The sequence below is a fragment of the Hymenobacter terrigena genome (assembly GCF_054776515.1).
Genome location: NZ_BAAHBU010000001.1, coordinates 204678 through 223585, shown reverse-complemented (window position 1 = coordinate 223585; position 18908 = coordinate 204678). Strand labels below are relative to the sequence as shown.

Annotated in this window: 11 protein-coding genes; 7 read left to right on the top strand and 4 right to left on the bottom strand. The window is 63.5% G+C overall.

All coding sequences use genetic code 11. The features are described 5' to 3' along the window. Positions 1 to 161 precede the first annotated feature (161 nt). Together ACYU7Q_RS00800 and ACYU7Q_RS00795 are read left to right on the top strand one after the other, a co-directional pair. Positions 162 to 938: an ABC transporter permease gene (locus ACYU7Q_RS00800; RefSeq protein ID WP_460607529.1), complete on the top strand. Its 777-nt coding sequence runs from the start codon at positions 162 to 164 to the stop codon at positions 936 to 938. A gap of 75 nt (positions 939 to 1013) precedes the next feature. Next, a complete protein-coding gene (locus tag ACYU7Q_RS00795; RefSeq protein ID WP_460607528.1) occupies positions 1014 to 1844 on the top strand; it encodes an ATP-binding cassette domain-containing protein in 831 nt (276 codons plus the stop codon). On the opposite strand, the gene ACYU7Q_RS00790 is transcribed toward ACYU7Q_RS00795, so the two are convergent. Beyond that, a complete protein-coding gene (locus tag ACYU7Q_RS00790) occupies positions 1841 to 2497 on the bottom strand; it encodes a hypothetical protein (protein WP_460607527.1) in 657 nt (218 codons plus the stop codon). The two genes, ACYU7Q_RS00795 and ACYU7Q_RS00790, sit on opposite strands and share 4 nt — an antisense overlap. Before the next feature lie 137 nt (positions 2498 to 2634). Between ACYU7Q_RS00790 and ACYU7Q_RS00785 the strand changes: the two genes are divergently transcribed. Further along, on the top strand, positions 2635 to 3999 hold the full coding sequence (locus tag ACYU7Q_RS00785) for a sigma-54-dependent transcriptional regulator (protein ID WP_460607526.1): 1365 nt from the start codon (positions 2635 to 2637) through the stop codon (positions 3997 to 3999). Between the two features lie 72 nt (positions 4000 to 4071). Here the strand turns inward: ACYU7Q_RS00785 and ACYU7Q_RS00780 are convergent, their stop codons facing one another. Further along, a complete protein-coding gene (locus ACYU7Q_RS00780; protein ID WP_460607525.1) occupies positions 4072 to 7602 on the bottom strand; it encodes a PAS domain S-box protein in 3531 nt (1176 codons plus the stop codon). Positions 7603 to 7806: 204 nt separating this feature from the next. On the opposite strand from ACYU7Q_RS00780, the gene ACYU7Q_RS00775 reads away from it, so the two are divergent. The 4 genes from ACYU7Q_RS00775 (at position 7807) to ACYU7Q_RS00760 (ending at position 15561) form a co-directional block, all read left to right on the top strand. Then, entirely contained in the window at positions 7807 to 9258 is a 1452-nt protein-coding gene (locus ACYU7Q_RS00775) for an ATP-binding protein (protein ID WP_460607524.1), read from the top strand. A gap of 258 nt (positions 9259 to 9516) precedes the next feature. Further along, positions 9517 to 10227, top strand: coding sequence for a hypothetical protein (locus ACYU7Q_RS00770; protein WP_460607523.1), 711 nt, complete (start codon positions 9517 to 9519; stop codon positions 10225 to 10227). Between the two features lie 108 nt (positions 10228 to 10335). After that, positions 10336 to 13644 carry an AsmA family protein gene (locus ACYU7Q_RS00765; RefSeq protein ID WP_460607522.1) on the top strand — a complete coding sequence of 1103 codons (3309 nt, stop codon included), beginning with the start codon at positions 10336 to 10338 and terminating at the stop codon, positions 13642 to 13644. A 66-nt stretch (positions 13645 to 13710) separates the two neighbouring features. Continuing rightward, on the top strand, positions 13711 to 15561 hold the full coding sequence (locus ACYU7Q_RS00760; RefSeq protein ID WP_460607521.1) for a CocE/NonD family hydrolase: 1851 nt from the start codon (positions 13711 to 13713) through the stop codon (positions 15559 to 15561). A gap of 92 nt (positions 15562 to 15653) precedes the next feature. On the opposite strand, the gene ACYU7Q_RS00755 is transcribed toward ACYU7Q_RS00760, so the two are convergent. Next, positions 15654 to 16307 carry an HAD family hydrolase gene (locus ACYU7Q_RS00755; RefSeq protein ID WP_460607520.1) on the bottom strand — a complete coding sequence of 218 codons (654 nt, stop codon included), beginning with the start codon at positions 16305 to 16307 and terminating at the stop codon, positions 15654 to 15656. A 205-nt stretch (positions 16308 to 16512) separates the two neighbouring features. Continuing rightward, entirely contained in the window at positions 16513 to 18744 is a 2232-nt protein-coding gene (locus tag ACYU7Q_RS00750) for a PAS domain-containing protein (protein WP_460607519.1), read from the bottom strand. Positions 18745 to 18908 lie beyond the last annotated feature (164 nt).

Here is an 18908-nt window from a genome sequence, read left to right as displayed (position 1 = left end):
AAGGTCAGCGAAGCTAATCCGTCCTCTCAACCGCGACCAGCCCTGAGGAGTGACACTGCTTTTCAACCAAATAGAAAGGCTTCATCAAATCAGAAAGCTGGTCGCTGAGAACAGGACGGATTGCTTCGGCTGCGCCTCGCAATGACAAAAAACTTACAGCCATGAAATCCTTATTCGCCCCCAACGCCCAGCCCGCCCGCCTCGTGTTCACCACGATGGTCATCGGGCAAGCTTCAGTTCTGCTGCTGCTGTGGCTGTTTTATCCCATGCGGCTCTTCCCCAGCCTGGGCGAAGTCGTCCGCTCGCTCGGCGACCTCATCACCACGCAGGGCCTGATTCAGGAACTGTGGGCCAGCATGACCACGGCCATCGAAGCCCTGGCCGTAGCCACGGTACTGGCGCTGCTCATCTCCTATCTCACGGCGCTGCCCTTCTTCCGGCCCATCGCCTACGCGGCCTCCAAAATGCGCTACCTCACCCTCACCGGCCTCACCTTCTTCATGGCCCTGATGGTGAGCTCCGGCCACCAGGTGAAACTCTCGGTGCTCATCTTCGGCGCTACCGTGTACCTGGTCACGGGCATGACGAGCGTGATTCTGACCACCACGCAGGAGGAAATGGACCACGCCCGCACCCTAGGCATGAGCGAGTGGCGCAGCTTCTACGAAGTGGTGGTACTGGGCAAGCTCGATGAAATGCTTGAAGTCGTGCGCCAGAACTTCGCCATCATCTGGACGATGATTACGCTGGTGGAAACGCTCTACCAGTCCGAAGGCGGCATCGGCCTGCTGCTCTACAAGCAGAATCGGTATTTGCACCTGGATGGGGTGCTGGCCATTCAGCTGGTGATTTTGGCAACCGGGGCGGCGCAGGACTATGTGTTTGTGCTGCTGCGGCGGGTGTTTTTCCCTTACTCGGCGCTGGCCACCAGCCGATAAATCGTCTGTCATTGCGAGCGAAGCGCGGCAATGACAGACGGCCTGCATCAACCCTACCAACCCCACATCCCCGCCATGACTGCCCACACCTACGCCTACAAAGCCCCCATCCTCACCCTGGAGAATGTCTCCATGTCCTTCCACGGCGAGCAAGTTCTGCGAAACATCAACGCCCAGGTCCTCGACGTGACGCGCCCCAACATGCAGCAGGGCCAGGTCGTGGGCTTCTACGGCCGCTCGGGCATCGGCAAGTCGGTACTGTGCCGCATCATGGCGGGCCTCATTGCCCCCGGCACCGGCACCGTGGAAGTGGGCCTCGCCCAGCAGCCCGTCACGCCCGGCATGGTGGGCTTCGTGCAGCAGCGCTACCCCCTCTTCGACCACCGCACCCTGCACGACAACCTGCTGGTGGCCGCCCAGCGCAAGCACGCCCCCGCCGACGCCCGCCAGCACGTCGACGCCTACCTCGAACGCTTCGGCCTGGCCCCGCACCGGCGCAAGTACCCAGCCCTGCTCTCGGGCGGGCAGCGCCAGCGGGCGGCCATTGCCCAGCAGCTGCTTTGCTCCGACCACCTCATCCTGCTCGATGAGCCCTTCTCCGGCCTCGACGTGGCCATGATTGACGAAGTGAAACGAATAATAGTCGAAGTCACCACCATGGACGAGCTGAACACCGTCATCATCGTCTCGCACGACATCGTGACCACCACCGCCCTGGCCGACCGCCTCTGGCTGCTCGGCTACGAGCACGACGCGGCCGGGGCCCTCGTGCCGGGCGCCACTATCAGCCCCCAGCACCAATACAACCTGGCCGAAATGGGCCTCGCCTGGCACGAAAACGTCGAAGCCGAACCCGAATTCGCCCAGTTCGTCGAGCACATCAAGAATGAGATTCGGGGGAGTTAATAATCCCACTTAAGGTATTTACCCTTCAACGCTTGGTCAGCGGCGTGCTTTAAACTGGTGTCTTTAATTAATTGGCATTCCAAAAGAAACTCGTGTGTTAATGACTTCTTCCAGCCACTACTAGCAGCTGCAACCCAGTACCTAAGTCCAGATTTATCGCCGGGATATCCTCGCACACCATCTATAAATTCCGGTTGTCTCGCTACGGCAATAATGTCTTGAATTGTCTCATCATCAGGAACGAGTTTTAGCAAAGCAATTGCCCGTAACGCACCATCTATAAACATTGGATTTTGCGTTTTTAAAACCTCGGCCCAAACTTCTGAAAGAGGTTTTTCTAGGATGGACAACCGCACAATTGCATCGCCAAGCCCCAAATAAGTCATTGTCGCATCAAAGTCTTGATGTGTTAATTCCCACAAAAAAGGTAGTGCTGGCAGGTATTTAACCACGCCCAAAGCCGCAATTATATGATACCGGGCGGACCAAGTCCGTTTGTCTTTAATCTCTTTTTTCAACGCCTCCAATAGTATTTCCCCAGATTCGGGTAAGCCTAGTTTACGAAGCCGCTTTGCTCCTGACTCTCTTTTAAGAGCTATTGAGTTGTGTAATAATTCGACAGCTTCAGCAAGCTTCAAAGCAACTTCAGACATAAAGCGAATGGAATAATTGACGTCATCAAAACTAGGCATAACAACGCGTTACACTTTGTCAAAACTGCTTTTTATTGCTGACTTGCCGCAGTCTGGCGTTCTTTGAGTGCCCAATTCATCCTTTCCAAAGCTCAATAATGCCTACCGGTACCCTGCTCATCATCGACGACGAAGCGCGCTTGCGCCAGCTGCTGGCCCAGGTGCTGGAGCTGGAAGGCTACACCGTGCTGCAAGCCCCCGACGCCCACCGCGGCCTCGAGCTGCTCCAGCAACACGCCGCCGACATCCTGCTCGTGCTCTCCGACGTGAAGCTGCCCGACGCCAACGGCGTCGACCTGCTGCCCCGCTTCAAAGCCGCCGCCCCCGATGCCGAAGTGGTACTGCTCACCGCCTTCGGCACCATCCCCGACGGCGTGAAGGCCATGAAGCTCGGCGCGTTCGACTACCTCACCAAGGGCGATTTTGAGCAGCAGCTGGTGGTCGTCGTCGACCGCGCCGCCGAAAAAGCCCGCCTCCGCCAGCGCGTCACGGAGCTGGAGCGCCGCGTGGGCCAGCAGTACCGCTTCGAGTCCATGATTGGCGACTCGCCCGAGCTACGGCGCGTGCAGCAGCTGGCCCGCCAGGTGGCGCCCACCGACAGCACCGTGCTGCTCGAAGGCCCCACCGGCAGCGGCAAGGAGCTGTTTGCCCAGGCCATTCACGAGGCCAGCGGGCGCAAGGGCAAGGCCTTCGTGGCCGTCAATTGCAGCGCCTTCCCCAAAGATTTGCTCGAATCCGAGCTGTTTGGCTACAAGAAAGGGGCCTTCACCGGCGCGCTGGCCGACAAGAAGGGCCTGCTGGAAGAAGCCAACGGCGGCACCCTGTTTCTGGACGAAATCGGCGAGCTGGAGCTCAACGTGCAGGCCAAGTTCCTGCGCGTGCTCGAAAGCCAAAGCTTCACCAAGCTCGGCGACACCAAGCCCACCAAGGTCAACATTCGCCTGGTGGCCGCCACCAACCGCAACCTCAAGCAGGAAGCCGCCGAAGGCCGCTTCCGCCCCGATTTATACTACCGCCTCTCGGTCTTCACTATCCTCGTCCCCAGCCTCAAAGACCGGCCCGCCGACGTGCCGCCGCTGGCCCAGCACTTTCTGCAATACTTCGCCGCCCGCCTCAGCAAGCGCCTCCCCGGCCTCGCGCCGGAAGCATTGGCCATGCTGCAGCGCTACCCCTGGCCCGGCAATGTGCGCGAGCTGAAAAACGTGCTCGAACGCGCCGCCATCCTCGCCCCGAACGGCGAGTTGCTTTCGGCTGATTACCTGCCCGATGAGTTCCACGCCCTGGGCCGCCCCGCCCGGCCCGGCGCCGATGCGGCTGATGAAAGCCTGCGGGCGCTGGAAGCCCGCCACATCGGCAAACTGATGGGCGAGCTGGAAGGCAACAAGCCCGAAGTAGCCAAGCGGCTAGGCATCGGGTTGACGACGCTGTACCGGAAACTACAAGAGTACGGGCTGGAGGCGTAGCGCGGACTCTGCGCGCCCGCGCTTGAACCGCTCTGAATTTCCAGTACCGGCGCGGACTCGCAGAAGTCCCCGCTACGTGGAACGGGCGTGGGTCAGGTCCAATATCAACTGGCAGAGGGCATTTTCCTCGTAGGGCTTGATGAGGCAGGCATTCATGCCGGCGGCCAGGTAGGTGGCGCGGTCACCGGCGAAGGCATTGGCGGTGAGGGCGATGATGGGGATGCGGGCGCGGGCGGCATCGGAGTGACGCCGAATTGCCTGGGTGACTTCGACCCCGCTCAGGCCCGGCATCCGGATGTCGAGCAGGGCCACGTCGAAGGGCTGCGCTTGCAGCGCCGCCAGGGCGTCGGGGCCGTTGGCCACGGCCTGCACCTGCACACCCCAGTGTTCAAGCACGGCCACGGCAATCTGCTGGCTCACCAGGTTGTCTTCGGCCAGCAGCACCCGCAGGCCGCGCAGGGCTTCGCAGGAAGCATTGGGGGGCGCGGGTGCCAGCAGCGGAGCCGGTTCCGGGGCGCGGGGCAGCACCAGCTGAAACGAGAACGTAGTGCCCGCGCCGGGGGTACTGCACAGGGACAGCGTCCCGCCCATCTGCTCCACCAGCTGCTGGCTGATGGCCAGCCCCAGCCCCGTGCCGCCAAAGCGCAGGCTGGTTTCGGCACTGGCCTGGCTGAAGGCGTCGAAGATGTGCGCTTGTTCCCCGGGAGCGATGCCGATGCCGGTATCTTCCACCCAAAAGCGCAGCACGAGCTCCTGCGGCGTGTCGCGCCGCACCTCGGCCCCCAGCCGAACGTGGCCCTGCTCGGTGAACTTGATGGCGTTCGAGAGCAGATTGAGCAGCACCTGGTGCAGGCGGTAAGCATCGCCCACCACCCGGGGCAGCGCCGTGGGCGACTCTACGCGCAGGGTCAGGCCTTTTTGCTCGGCCAGGGTGGCCACCATCTGGCCGGCGCCCTGCATGGTCACGGCCACATCGAAAGGGCCGTGGTTGAGCTCCAGGTGGCGGGTGGTGATTTTGGCCATGTCCAGCACGTCGTTCACCAGGGCCAGCAAGTGCTGGCCGGCCTCCTGCATGGCGCTCAGGTAGTCGAGCTGCGGCGCGGTCAGGTCCGTTTTGCGCAGCAGGGCCGCCATGCCCAGCACACCGTTGAGGGGCGTGCGGATTTCGTGGCTCATGCGGGCCAGGAAGGCTTCTTTGGCACGGGCATTCTCTTCGGCTTCCTGCTTGGCTTGCTGCAGGGCGCGCTGGGCCAGCACGCCGGGCGTCACGTCGTAGCCCGAGGCCACCACGTAGGGCGGGTAGCCCTCCTGCGTCACTTTATAGGTGTAGTAATTAAGGTAGCGCCGTTCGCCCGCCTTGTTGAGGACGCTTATCACGCGGGGTTGCGGCAGGCTGGCTTCGTCGCCGTCCAGGTAAGCTTGCAAGGTGGCCAGGTGCTCGGGCGGCAGCACTTCGCGCAGGTCGCGCCCCACCAGCTGGGCCGCCGGCACGCCCATCAGCTGCTCAATGGCCGGGTTCACGGTGAGGAGTATGCCGTCGAGGTCGTGGGTGCAAATCAGGGCCTGGGAGTAGTATACCAGGTCGTGGTACTGCTTTTCGCGGCGCTCCAGCTCGTGCCGGGCCTGCTTCACGGCCGTGATGTCGGTGCTCACGGTGAGGATGGCGGCCTGCCCGTCGGCGCGGAGCATGGGCCGCTTGTGCACCTGAAAATACCGGGTTTCGCCGGAAGTCAGCGTGAAGGGCAGCTCCTGGGTTTGCGCCTGCCGGGAGGTGCGCACCTGGTCGTTGAGCTGCTGCACCAGGCGTATTTCCTCCTGCACGGCCGCGCTTGCGCCCACCTGCTGCCAGTGCAGGCTGTGCGCATTCATAGCCGTGTAGGCATGGTTGGAGAAAGAAACGTGGCCGTCGGGGTCGACCACGTACACCACGTTGGGCAGGGCATCGAGAATCTGCCGAATGAAGTCCTGCTGCTCCTGCAGCATGGCCTGCACCTCGTGCTGCAGCTTTTCGGCCGTGTAGCGGGCCGTGATATCGATGCCCGAGCCCACCACCAGGCGCAGCGCCCCATCGGCCCCGAACACGGGCCGCAGGTGGCGCAGCATCAGCTGCGGACGCTGGTGGCGGTCGGTGCGCATTTCCTCCCAGGTCACGTCCTGGCCGGTGCGCACGGCCAGGTCGAAATACTGGTTGCGCTGCTGGTCCAGGCCGGTGGGGTGCTGCTGCTGGCGCAGCGCGAAATACTCGTCATTGGTGAGGCCGATGATTTGCCGGCGCACGGCCGCGTCCGACACCGACGACGGATTGACGAACAAAAAGCGGTGGCCGGCATCGAACACGGCCACATCCACGGGCAGCAGGTTCAGAATGGACTCGTAGAACTCCTGCTGGCGGACTATTTCCTGCTCGGCCCGTTTGCTGGCCGTAATGTCGGTGCCCGAGCCAATGACGAGCAGCGTGCCATCGTGGTTCCGCGCGGGCCGGTAGCTGCGCTGTAAATACTGCGGCCCCGGGTAGATTTCCTCCCAGGTCACCTCGGCCCAGGTGCTCAGCGCCTCGGCAAAAGCAGCCGTCCGCTGCGCAATAATGGCTTCCGGGCGCCGACGGCGCACACTGGCGGCCTCGCTGGTCTGGCCCAGCATCCAGGCGCGGATGGCGGGGTCGGGTTCCACCACCGGATTCACGAACAGGTAGCGATGCTGGGCATCAAACACGGCCACGGCCGTAGGCACTTGCTCCAGAATGCTTTCGTAGAAGGTGCGCTGCTCGGCCAGCTGCCGCTCGGCCAGCTGCCGCGCCGTGATGTTGGTGAGGTACAGCGTGACCGATTCCTGGCCCGGCACGGCCACGGCGGTGCACAGGTAGTGCTGCCCGTCTACCAGCAATTCCTGCTGCTGGTGCTCGGGGGCACGCAGGGCCGCCTGCACCAGCGCGTGCAGGCGGCCCTGCGCGCTGGCCGCCAGGGCTTGCAGCAGGGGCTGGGCGGCAGGGTTGGCATAAATCACTTCGCCCGTGGCCGTCAGGCGCAGAATGGGGTTCGGGTTTTGCTGCGGAATGAAGGAAAGCGCCCGAATCTCGTCGTCGCGCTGATGGCGCTCGGTCACGTCGCGGCAGCAAATCAGGCGGCCGGCGCGCACGGTGTCCAGCACCAGATAGTCGAACTCCACTACCCGCCCATCGGCCAACCGAAATTCCTCTTGAAGGGTGGTTTTCCCGGCCGCCTTTGCGGCGTGGACCCACGCCGCAAAGGCGGCCGGGTCGGCAAATGCGTTGTCGATAAACACGGCCGAGCGCGGAATCGGCGGCCCGCCTTCCAACGGCCCGGCCACCGGCGGCAGGCCAAACAGGTCCCAGAACTGCTGATTCACAAACTGAATCTGGCCCTGATAATCGACCAGCACCAGGCCAGCCGGCAGGTGCTGCACCAGCGCCGTGAGCTGGGTATAGTGGCGCTGGGCGCCGACGGCGGCGGCGGCCAACTGCCCTTCGAGGGCGACAACCTGGGCGTGCGCCACGGCTAGGGCGGCTTCGGCCTGTTCGCGGCGGGCGCGTTCGGCGGCCACTAGCGCGGCCCAATCAGCATCAGAGCGAGAAGCGGCGGGCATGGGCAGAGGGGAATGATAGCAGAAGGCTTGGGCTGCTAGCGGTAGCAGCAACTCCGGAGGCGGCAGCCCAAGATACGGACGGGCTTTCGGCAAACAAGGCCGCCCGATTCTGGCCCGGCCGGGGCCGCATCGATTCGGTTTTTAAGCGTTTGTCGTTCTGAGCATAGCGAACGACCTTCCCGCGTCCGCTTACTTTGCTTTGTCATGTCGCTCAAACTCAAAATCCGCCTCAGCGTCTTCCTGCTGCTGGTGCTCCTGCTGGGGCTGGGCGGCTACGCTTTCCTCACCATCCGCTACCTCGAAAACGGCGCGCACGGCATCGAGCAGGCCGATTTCAATACTGCCCGCTTCGCGGTGCTGGCGTTTCTGGTGGCGGGCACGGCGGTGGGCGTCACCATGATGGTGCGGCTGCCGCGCATTGTGGTGCGCCCGCTGCACCGCCTCACCGCCGACATGGAGCGCGTGGCCGGCCCCGGCCCCGCCACCCGCGTGGCCGTGGGCAAGCGCGACGAAGTGGGCACCGTAGCCGCCGCCGTGAACCTGGTGCTGAGCCAAGCCCAGGACGAGCGTCGCGCCACCCTGGCCGAGCTCTTCACCGAGCGCAACCGCATGGAAAGCCTCGTGCGCAGCCTCGACGAGGGCTTGCTGCTGCTCGACGAGCACGGCACCATCGTGCTGGCCAACCCCGTGGCCTGCGACCTGCTGGGCCTGCCCCAGGCCGAGCTGCTGGGCAAATCGGCGCAAGCCGTGGCCGCCACCAACGAGCTGTTGCGCGACTTACTGGTGCCCCTGGCCGAATCCAACCTGGCCGGCGACGCCGTGCCCGACCCCGTGTTCACGTTTCCGCACAAGGGCGAGGCGCCGCACTACCAGCTCAGCATCAGCCCCATCGAAATGGCGGCCGGGCCGGGCGGCAAAACGGTGTCGGGCGGCTACATTTTCTGCCTGCGCAACGTGTCCGATTTCAAGAAGCTCGACGAGGTGAAGTCGACTTTCCTTGCCACCATCTCGCATGAGCTCAAGACGCCGCTGGCCAGCATCAAGCTCAGCCTGATGCTGTTGCAGAACCCCCGCACCACCGATGCCGAGCGCCAGACGCTGGCCACCGGCATCGGCGAGGAAACCCAGCGCCTGCTCAACATGGTGGGCCAGCTCATCGAAGTCTCGCGCCTCGACGCGGGCGCGGGCATCAAGCTCAACATGCAGCCCATGCACCTGGCCGACGTTATTCGCTACGCCACCCAGACGGTGCACCCGCAGCTGCACGACAAGCAAATCCAGCTCGACCTCCAGCTGCCCGAAACCCTGCCCGCCGTGCACGGTGACGTGGAAAAAACTACTTGGGTGCTCATCAACCTGCTGTCCAACGCCATTCGGTATTCTCCGGCCGCGGCCCCGCTCGTCATCCGGGCCATGCGGTGGGGCGAGATGGTGCGCGTGAGCGTGGAAGACCGCGGCCCCGGCATTCCGGCCGAGTTTCACAAGCGCATTTTCCAGCGCTTTGCGGGCGTGCCGGGCCAAGGCGGCCACGGCAGCTCGGGGCTGGGCCTTAGCATCTCACGCGAGTTTATCGGGGCGCAGGGCGGGCAGCTATGGGTGGAAAGCCAGCCCGCGGCGGGCAGCCGGTTCCTGTTTACGCTGCCGGTGGCGGTCTAAATCCGCACAAAAAAAGTATTAGATGCGGCTCGGGAAGTACAAGAACGCACTGGGAAATTTATCGCGCCCGCCCGGGAAACAGTTTTTGGCTTTGTAGCTGCAAGAAGCACGGCTTTCGGCAGAATTCCAACCCCTGCTGGCGATGCCGGATAATTATTGGCTATCAGCATATTGAGCAGAAGGCCGGTTGTTTGCCGCCACCATGCGTAAACCCAACCGCACCGGCGGCTTCATGCTGCCTTTCCTCCTTCGAATTATATGTTGACCCCCGCCCCCAAATTCACCGTTGAGCGCCTCACCTTCGCCACGCTGACCGAACTGCCGAACACCTGGCAAAACACAGATTATAAGGCCTTGTTGGTCATGATGAACTATGACAATCCGGACGCCATCAGCGAAGCCGAATTGAAAGAAATGTGCCTCATGTCTTTCACCGATTTGGAGCCGCGCGAGGCGGCCGAAGTGGTGCTGGGCTATTTGTATCCCGAAGAGTTGAATGCCGGCCAGATTGAAAACCTGGCCCACCAGATGCTCACCGAAAAGCTCTGGGAAGAAAACCCCGAGCTGCCGCTGCACAAGGGCTTTTACCAGGCCACCCAGCTGCTGCACGATGCCTACAACGGCACCTTCCCGGCCACCAAGGCCGTGGAATTCCAGGTGAAGTGCACTGCCGAAAACCCGGCCGACCTGGCCGTATTTGCCGAGGAGCCGGCCGCGCCGCTGCTGCGCCTGCTTGCCCCCGGCCTGCCAGGTAACGCATTGATAAACCGCCTATTTTCGTCACAGCTGGAAGGCGATAAATTCGAGGAAGCCAAGTCGATGCTGTGGCAATTGACCGTGAAGGAAAAAACCGAAAATTCCATCACCTTCGACGTGGTGAGCTCGGCCTACTGGCTGGAAGACTTCAAATACGCCGACACCTACGAAGCCACCACCCACGCCGATGCCGTGGTGACGACCGAAGAGTAAACGCCCCGTTTTTCGGGCCAGGCCAGCATACGCGGAAGCAACTTTCGCGTATGCTGGCCTACTTTGGCACCTTAGCTCGCGGCGGCCCCGCCACGCACCCGGCATTCTATGAGATTTTTTACCCTGCGACGAGTATTGGCACTGGTGCTGCTGCTGGCCGTACTGGGCGCGGGGACGGCCGTCTGGCTGTTGGGGAGTGAATACGGCCGCCGAGTGGTGGCCCAAAAAGTACGGCAGGGCCTGACGCAGAATTCGGAGCTGGTGCTGGCGCCGTTTCGGGTCGAGATGTCGCCCTGGCGCGATTTTCCGCACCTCACGGCCTCCATCCAGCACCTGGCCCTCACGGATACTTCGTTTCAGAAATCGGTGCCGGTGCTCAGCATCGGCCGGGTCGATTTGCGGGTCGAGCTGCTGAGTTTGCTGCGCGGCCGGGTCGAGGTGGCGCGCGTCGAAATAGATGATGTAGATTTTCAGGAGCGGGTCGATTCGCTGGGCCGCGCCTGGGGCCTGCGCGGCAAGCGCCGCAAGGGCACCGGCAATACCCCCAAGCTCAACCTGAAGCTGGACGAGCTGGTGGTGAACAACTTCCATTTTAGCTCACACAACGGCTATTCGCGCGGGGCCTTTGGGGTGCAGGTGCGGCAGGCCCAACTAAAGGGGCGGCTGCGGGGCGGCGTGCTGCGCGTGGCCGGCACCCTTGAGGGCGAATTGAGCTACCTGCGCACCCGCGCCGGCACCCTGTTCGAGCGCGAGCCAGTCACGGCCTGGGTGAACTACAAATACACGTTCGAGAACCGCCAGGGCCTGATTTACAGCACCCGCGCCACCCTCAACGGCGACACCATCCGGGTGAGCGGCACCCACACCGTGGCCGCCGACCAGCCCGCCGGCACCATGATGGCGCTGCGCTTCGTGGGCAACCAACCCCTCGTGGACGTGCTGCACGCTGCCCTCCCGCCCCGTCTGGAGCCCTACTTAGCTGGCACCACCAGCCCCAGCAAGGCCCACATTCACTACACCATCACGGGCCTGAGCGGGCCGAAAGTGACGCCGCGCAACGTGCTCACCTTCGGCCTGCGCGGGGCCAGCCTGCAATGGCCCGAGCCCGCCCGCCACATCCGGCGCTGGGATTTGGTGGGCACGTATGACAACGGCCCCCAGCACAACATCCGCTCCACGGTGCTCACGCTGCGCCGCTGCCGGGTGTATTCGGCTGCTGGCCAGCTCGACGTGGCCCTCACGCTCCGCAACTTCCGCCGTCCCTTCCTGGACGGCCACTTCCGGGGCCGCACCGAACTGACCGAGCTGGCCGCCCTGCTGGCTTCCAACCGCTGGCAGGCCCGGGGCGGCACCGCCGACCTCGACGTGCACCTGCGCGGCCTGCTGCCGCCCCGCGCCGACCGCCCCGCCCCCAAAACGCCCCAGCGGCCGATGTCGCTGCGCGGCACGGTCACGCTGCACCGGGCCTCGCTGGTGCTGCCGGCGCGCGGGGCAGATATCTCGGAGCTGGACGTGCAGGTGGGCCTGCGCGACAGCCTCTGGCACCTGGCCAATGCTTCCGGGGTACTTAATAAGATGCGGTTCAAGGCCTCGGCCACCACCGTCGATTTGCTGGGCTACCTCAATGGCCAGCTGCCCAAGGCCAGCATTAGCGGCCAGTTTGCGGTGGATGAGCTGCGGGTACCCCAGCTGCGGGCACTCATGCAACCCGTGCCCCGGGCCATCGGCCCGGGCTTTGCGCCGACCAGTCTGCCTAAGGCCAAACGCCCCCGCACGGCCCGCGACAAGGCCCAGCTGGCCGCCACCCTGGGCAGCGCCCTCATTCCGCCGGGCCTGCTGCTCGATGTGAGCCTGCGCTGCCAGCGCCTGCTCCTGGCCACCGACACGCTGAGCAACCTGGCCGTGACCATCCACCACGACGGGCAGCGCGTGCAGCTCGAACACCTGGCCGGCCGGGTGTGGGGCGGCGACGTGCGCGGCGACCTGCAGTGGCCCACCGACCCCGACAACCACGTAGCCCCAGTGCAATACCATGTAGGCGTGCACTTTGCAACCATCAACTACCAGCAACTTCTGGCGCGCCTCAACCGCCCTGCCCCCGAGGCGGCCCGGCCCGTTCGCGCCCGGCGCCGCAAGGCCGGCGGTGCCAGCCCGGCCCTGCACGACTTACTGCTATCGGCCAACGGCCAGCTTACCGTAGAAATTGACCGCGTGGACCTGCCCGAAGACGAAACCATGCGCCGCGTGAGTATGCAGCTCGAAAAAAGCGGCCCCACCCTGCGCATGCCCTACCTGCGCTTCCTCACGCCGGAGGGCGGCCACGGCGAAGCCTCGGGCACGGCCCAGGTAGAGGGCCTGCACCTGACCGCCGCCGATGCCGACCTGACCCTGCGCTACGGCACCCTCGACGTACAGCGCCTGCTGGGCCTCATCGCCAGCCTCACCGCACACCCCGACACAGTGCCCACCGCCCGCACCCTGGCCCGGGCCGAACGCCGGGCCGAACGCCGCGCCCAACGGCGGTTGCTGCCCGGTAATCAATCCCTGTTTTCCAACGGGGTGCTGAGCGCCGTGCTGCGCGTGGAGGCTGATAACGTGCACTATGGCCCGCTGCGCGGCGGCCGGTTTCGGTTGGTTTCGCACCTGCTCGATGGCGAGGCCCGGCTCGATAACTGCTCGTTCGATGGCTTGCAGGGCCACCTCAGCCTGAGCGGCTACATGCGCAGCACCGCCAACCGCGCCCACCACCCCACGCAGCTACAGGTACGGCTGGAAGACATTGAGTTACCCGCTCTATTTTCCACCGCTACCAGTATGGGCCTGAACGTGTTGGGTGGCGACAATATAAAAGGCAGCCTGCGGGGCGTGGCCGATATCCGCACCGACCTCGGCCCTGCCTTTCTGCCCGGCCTGGCCCAAACCGCCGGCTACCTCAAAACCGATGTCCGCGACCTGGAGCTCATCAATGTGGAAGCTTTGATGGAGGCCTTGAAATTCATGAAAGCCGAGCGCACCGGCCATCTGTATTTTGAGCCCGTGCGGGCCGAATTTGTGCTGGCGCAGGGCCAGATTATCATCCCCGGCCTGCACCTGAATAGTAATTTGAGTAACCTCGAAGTGAGCGGGCACTACGGGCTGGACGGGGCCACCAACCTCTTCATCGGCCTCAAGCCCCTGCAAGCCCTGTTTGGCAACAACGACAAGCGCGTGGAGCGCATCCAGAACGGCGAAACGGTAAGCAAATCCACCGGCAAGCTCACCTACGTGAACATGCGCCGCACGGCCCCCGGCGAGAAATACAAGGTCCGCCTGTTTCAGCGCGATGAGCACCGCGACGCCATGACCCGCCTGCAGGAACAGTACCGCGGCTTCCTCCGCACCCAGCGCCTCGACACCACGGTGCGGATGCTGCGGTAAAGTCACGCCGCTGCGCTCTGCATCACGTTATTTGCCCTGCGCTCAACTTCTACGCCTCTTCCCACCATGCCTCGCCTGCTCCTCGCCGTCCTCCTGCTTGCCGCCACGCCCGCCGCCCAGGCCCAAACTTCGCCCCGCGCCCAGGATTCCGCCTTTGTTAAGGCAAACTACACCAAGCTCGACCGGCAGATTACCATGCGCGACGGCGTGAAGCTCTACACCGTCATTTACGTGCCGAAAGATGCCTCCACGGCCACGCCTTACCCTTTTCTGATGACGCGCACGCCGTACTCGGCCGGGCCGTACGGGGAAAGCAAGTACCGGCTGCGCGGCCCTGGTCCCAGCCGGGAACTGTCGGCGGAGAAGTACATTTTCGTGTATCAGGACGTGCGGGGGCGGTACATGAGCGAGGGCCAGTTTGAGGAAATGACCCCGGCTCTGACGACGGGCGCGAAGGCCAGCGGGAATAAATCTGCCCCCCACGACGAAAGCACCGACACCTACGACACCATTGAGTGGCTGCTCAAAAACGTGCCCGGCAACAACGGGCGCGTGGGGATGATGGGCATCAGCTACCCCGGCTTCTACGCCTCGGCGGCGCTGCCCAACGCCCACCCGGCCCTGAAAGCGGTGTCGCCCCAGGCCCCGGTTACGGACGAGTTTATTGGCGACGATGCCCGGCACAAGGGCGCGTTTTTCCTGCTCGACAACTTTGAGTTCACCAACTACTTCGACGTGCCGCGCCCTAAGCCGGTGGCGAATTATGAGCCGCTGTTCAAGTTTGAGACGAAGGATGCTTACAAGTTTTTCCTCGACCTCGGCCCCATCAAAAACGCCAACGGCCCGCAGTATTTCAACAACCGCGCCCGCATCTGGAACGAGTACCAGCAGCACGAAACCTACGACGCCTACTGGCAAAGCCGCAACATCCGCACCGCCCTCGCGGGCGTGAAGCCGGCTGTGCTGGTGGTGGGCGGCTGGTTTGATGCAGAAGACCTATACGGGGCGCTGAACACCTACAAGGCCATCGAAAAGCAGAGCCCCGGCGCCACCAACCGCCTCGTGATGGGCCCCTGGACGCACGGCGCCTGGGCCCGGCCCGAGTGGAGCAAGTTCGGCCCGCTCAGCTTTGGCTCGAACACCGCCCAAACGTACCGCGAGACGCTGGAAACGCCGTTTTTCAACTACTACCTGAAGGACAAAGGCTCCTTCAACCCGGCCGAAGCCACGGTATTCAATACCGGCACCAACGAGTGGAAAACCTACCCGGCCTGGCCACCCAAAGCTGAATCTCGGGCCCTATTTTTCCAGCAGGCGAATACCCTAACGTTCACCGCTCCATCCGCTGGTCAGAAGCCCAACGAATACCTCAGCGACCCAGCCAACCCGGTGCCCTACACCGATGGCGTCCACGGCGAGCGCAACAACGAGTACATGATTGAAGACCAGCGCTTCGCTGCCAAGCGTTCCGACGTGCTTACCTTCCGCACCGAAACCCTGCCCAACGACCTCTCGCTGGCCGGTCCGCTCACCGCCGACCTGTGGGTGAGCACCTCCGGCACCGACGCCGACTTCATTGTGAAAGTCATCGACGAGCAGCCCGACGGCACCCAGCGCCTCGTGCGCGCCGAGGTGATGCGCGGCCGCTTCCGCAACAGCTTCTCCAAGCCCGAAGCCTTTACGCCCAACCAGCCCACTGAAGTAAAATACGAGCTGCCCGACGTGCTCCACACCTTCGCCAAAGGCCACCGGCTGATGGTGCAGGTGCAAAGCACCTGGTTCCCGCTCGTGGACAGGAACCCGCAGACCTTCGTGCCCATTGCCTCAGCCGAGGCCAAGGATTTCCAAAAAGCCACCATCAAGCTATACCACGATGCCGGGCACCCGTCTGCGGTGCGGGTGGCGGTGCTGCCGTAACGTGGAATTGTCATTCCGACGAAGGAGGAATCTGGATTAAACCGCTAACGCTCCGTTCTCAGATTCCTCCTTCGTCGGAATGACAGTTTTTGCTATTCCACCAAACCCCGCATGAATTCGTCGGTAAAATCCGGGGCGAAGTGCAGCACGTTGGGCAGGTGTTCGAACTCGGCTTCGAGGTGGGTGGTGGTGAGCACCACGGCTTTCATGCCGGCATTTTGGGCGGCCTCGGCCCCTTTGGGCACGTCTTCAAACACGAGGCAATCGGTGGGCGGCACGCCGAGCAGCTCGGCGCAGCGCAGGAAAACTTCGGGGTTGGGCTTGCTCACGGTCACGTCGTCGGCGCTCACGATGGCTTGGAAGTAATGCCGGATGTTGAGGTTATCGAGCACGAAATTGATGTTGAACGGGATGGCGGCCGAGCCGATGGCCATGGGAATGCCCCGCTGGTGGGCCTTCTCCAAAAATGCCATGAGGCCCGGCAGCAGGGCCAAATGCGGCAGGAATTCGCGCTGGTAGCGCTTTTCCTTTTCGAGCGAAACCCGGTCCATTTCCTCGCCCGTGAAGCGGTCGGGGCCGAAGACGCGCACCAGCACTTCGCGGTTTTTGCCGTACATCTGGGGCTTCACCTCGTCCCAGCTGAAGCTGCCGCCCAGGTCTTCGTTGAAGAGCTGTTGCCATGCGCGGGTGTGGTACTCCATGTCGTGCACCATGGTGCCGTTGAGGTCGAAAATAAAGGCTTTCATGGGGGATTGTAGGGTATTTGAGCGCTGCAAAGAACGGTACGCAACGCGCAAAAAGGCCGTCATGCAGAGCGCAGCGAAGCATCTTTACCGCAGTAGTAATTCAATCGAATAGATTAGCTACAAGCTACACGGTAAAGATGCTTCGCTGCGCTCTGCATGACGTTCATGGGGCCCGACGGTCACAAGTCCTCACTATCTCCCACCCCTACAAATACACCCGGAACGAGGTGCCCTCCCCCACTTCGCTCTCCACCTCAATGCGGCCGCCATTGCCCTGCACAATACGGTTGATGAGGTAGAGGCCCACGCCCGTGCCTTCGGTGTGGGTGTGGAAGCGGCGGAAAAGCTGGAACAGTTCGTCCTGGTGGCGGTGCATGTTAAAGCCCAAGCCGTTGTCTTCCACCAGCAGAACGGGCTGGCCATTGTCCTTCCACACCGAAACGTGGACGCGGCAGGGCCGGGCGGGGTCGGCGTACTTGAGCGAGTTGCTGAGCAGGTTGAGCAGAATGGTGCGCAGGTTCGCCCGTGAATACACCACCGTGGGCGCGGCCGTAAAGTCGACGGTGACGCGGGCACGGGCGGCCTGCATCTGGGGTTGCAGGGTTTGCAGCACTTCCTGGGTTAGCTCCTGCAAAGAGACGGGTTCGGTGGGCAGACCCGCGTTTCGCTGCGTCTGGCCCACCAGGGCCAGGTCGTCGATGGTGGTACTGAGCTGGTGCAGGGCCTGGTGCAGCATGGGCAGCAGCAATGCCTCTTCGGCGGGGTCGGCGAAGGAAACCACTCGTTCCAGTTCCTCAAACAAGCCCATCAGGTTGTTGATGGGCTGGCGCAGGTCGTGGCTGGCCGCGTACACAAAGTTGTCGAGGTCGGCGTTGGTGCGGGTGAGCTGCCGGTTGGTGGCATCGAGGGCGGTGTTGGCAGTGGTGAGGCCGTCGTTGGCCTGGGCCACCAGCTGGCGGCTGAGCACCTTGTCGGTGGTATCGACGATGAAGGCCAGAATGCCGTGGGGCTCGTTGGCCTCGTTGGTGAGGGGCTGGTACACGAAGTCGATGTATCGCTGCTCGGGCTGCCCCGTATGGTCGTCGTAGAGCAGGGCCGGCATCTCAACCCCCACGTAGGGCTTGCCAGTGGCATACACCCCGTCCAGCAGCTCAATAAAACCCTGCGGCACCACTTCGGGCAGCACTTCGGCCGCCGTGAAGCCCAGCCGCGCCCGCCCCCCGGCCAGCCGCTGGTAAGCAGCGTTGAAGAAGCTGAAGCGGTGCTCGGGGCCTTCCAGGGTGGCCACCGAGGCGGGCACCTGGCTCAGCACCTGCGTCAGCAGCCGTTGCTGCTTGCGCAGGTGCTCGCGCTGCTCCTCGGTTTCGGCCAGGGCTTGGTTCAGGGCGTGGGTGCGGTCGGCCACGCGGGCTTCCAGCTCCTGGTTGAGCTCGCGCAGGGCGTGCTGGGCCCGGTGCAGCGCTTCGATGTTGCTGCGAATTTCCTCGTTGGCGGACTGAAGCTCTTCGTTGGTGGCGGCCAGCTCCTCGTTGAGCTGGTTGGTTTGCTGTTCTTTTTCCTCGACGGAGCGGCGGGCCAGCACCTGTTCTGTCACTTCTATGGCCACGTCTACCACGCCGCGCACGTCCCCGGCGGCATCGTAGAGGGGCTGGTACACAAAATTGTAGTAGGTGGTGCGCATCTGGCCATCGCGCCACATGGCCGCCGGGGCTTCGGTGCCGGTCACGGGCTGCTGGGTCAGGCGTACCTGCGTCATCAACTCGTCGAAGCCCTGGCCGCGCAGCTCGGGCACGGCCTCCAGCAGGGGACGGCCCAGCACCTCGGCCAGGGGGCGGCCCCACAGGGCGGCAATGCGCTCGTTGGCCACAGTGATGCGCAGCTCGGGGCCTTCAAACAGGCCAATGGCCACGGGGGCCTGCGTCAGCAGCTCCTGCAGGCGGGTGCGCTCCAGCTCGGCCTGGGCCAGGGCGGCCTGCTCGCGGGCCTGGCTTTCGCGCAGGGCCTGTTCCATGGGAGTACGCTCCTCGTCGGCGGTGTCGGAGAAGCTCACCAGCAGGCCGGAACCGACCCGGCGTGCGGCCAGGCGGTAATACGCATCGAAACCGTCGCGGTGGTAGTAGAAGCTGCGCTGGGCAACCTGGTCCGAGGCCAGCGTCTGCCGGAAAAAATCGAAAATACCCCCGGGCTCCGCCGTGCCTGGCACCAGTTCCAGATGGGTTTTGGTGGGCTGGGCGGGCTGGTTCAGCATCCGCTGAGCAGCCTCGCTGAGCAGCTCAAAAGTGAAATCCACCACCGTTGTGCCGGCATCGTCCCACACGGGCTTCAGCAGCACCAGCGCCGTGATGGAAGTAGCAAAGATGCCCGCCAGCAGCTCATCGGCCGAAAATTGGGCGAACACGGCAGCGGGCAGCGGAGGAACAGCGACGGAATCAGGCATTGACACAGCTAAAAGAACACAGGACCATCGCACACGTTTATTCTACGCTGCAAACATCGGGACTGGCGGTTTATCCTAAACCCGGCCCACTCCTTTCAGCGCCAAAAAGAGGCCTCGCCAAGGAAGTTAGCAACGCTGCTTTCATGTTCGATGGGGGTAAACCA

Excerpts from the sequence above, each read along its gene's own strand:
- ACYU7Q_RS00755 (WP_460607520.1), bottom strand. The coding sequence starts at position 16,307 with ATGAAAGCCTTTATTTTCGACCTCAACGGCACCATGGTGCACGACATG.
- ACYU7Q_RS00760 (WP_460607521.1), top strand. The coding sequence starts at position 13,711 with ATGCCTCGCCTGCTCCTCGCCGTCCTCCTGCTTGCCGCCACGCCCGCC.
- ACYU7Q_RS00770 (WP_460607523.1), top strand. The coding sequence starts at position 9,517 with ATGTTGACCCCCGCCCCCAAATTCACCGTTGAGCGCCTCACCTTCGCC.
- ACYU7Q_RS00785 (WP_460607526.1), top strand. The coding sequence starts at position 2,635 with ATGCCTACCGGTACCCTGCTCATCATCGACGACGAAGCGCGCTTGCGC.
- ACYU7Q_RS00750 (WP_460607519.1), bottom strand. The coding sequence starts at position 18,744 with ATGCCTGATTCCGTCGCTGTTCCTCCGCTGCCCGCTGCCGTGTTCGCC.
- ACYU7Q_RS00775 (WP_460607524.1), top strand. The coding sequence starts at position 7,807 with ATGTCGCTCAAACTCAAAATCCGCCTCAGCGTCTTCCTGCTGCTGGTG.
- ACYU7Q_RS00790 (WP_460607527.1), bottom strand. The coding sequence starts at position 2,497 with ATGTCTGAAGTTGCTTTGAAGCTTGCTGAAGCTGTCGAATTATTACAC.
- ACYU7Q_RS00795 (WP_460607528.1), top strand. The coding sequence starts at position 1,014 with ATGACTGCCCACACCTACGCCTACAAAGCCCCCATCCTCACCCTGGAG.
- ACYU7Q_RS00800 (WP_460607529.1), top strand. The coding sequence starts at position 162 with ATGAAATCCTTATTCGCCCCCAACGCCCAGCCCGCCCGCCTCGTGTTC.
- ACYU7Q_RS00780 (WP_460607525.1), bottom strand. The coding sequence starts at position 7,602 with ATGCCCGCCGCTTCTCGCTCTGATGCTGATTGGGCCGCGCTAGTGGCC.
- ACYU7Q_RS00765 (WP_460607522.1), top strand. The coding sequence starts at position 10,336 with ATGAGATTTTTTACCCTGCGACGAGTATTGGCACTGGTGCTGCTGCTG.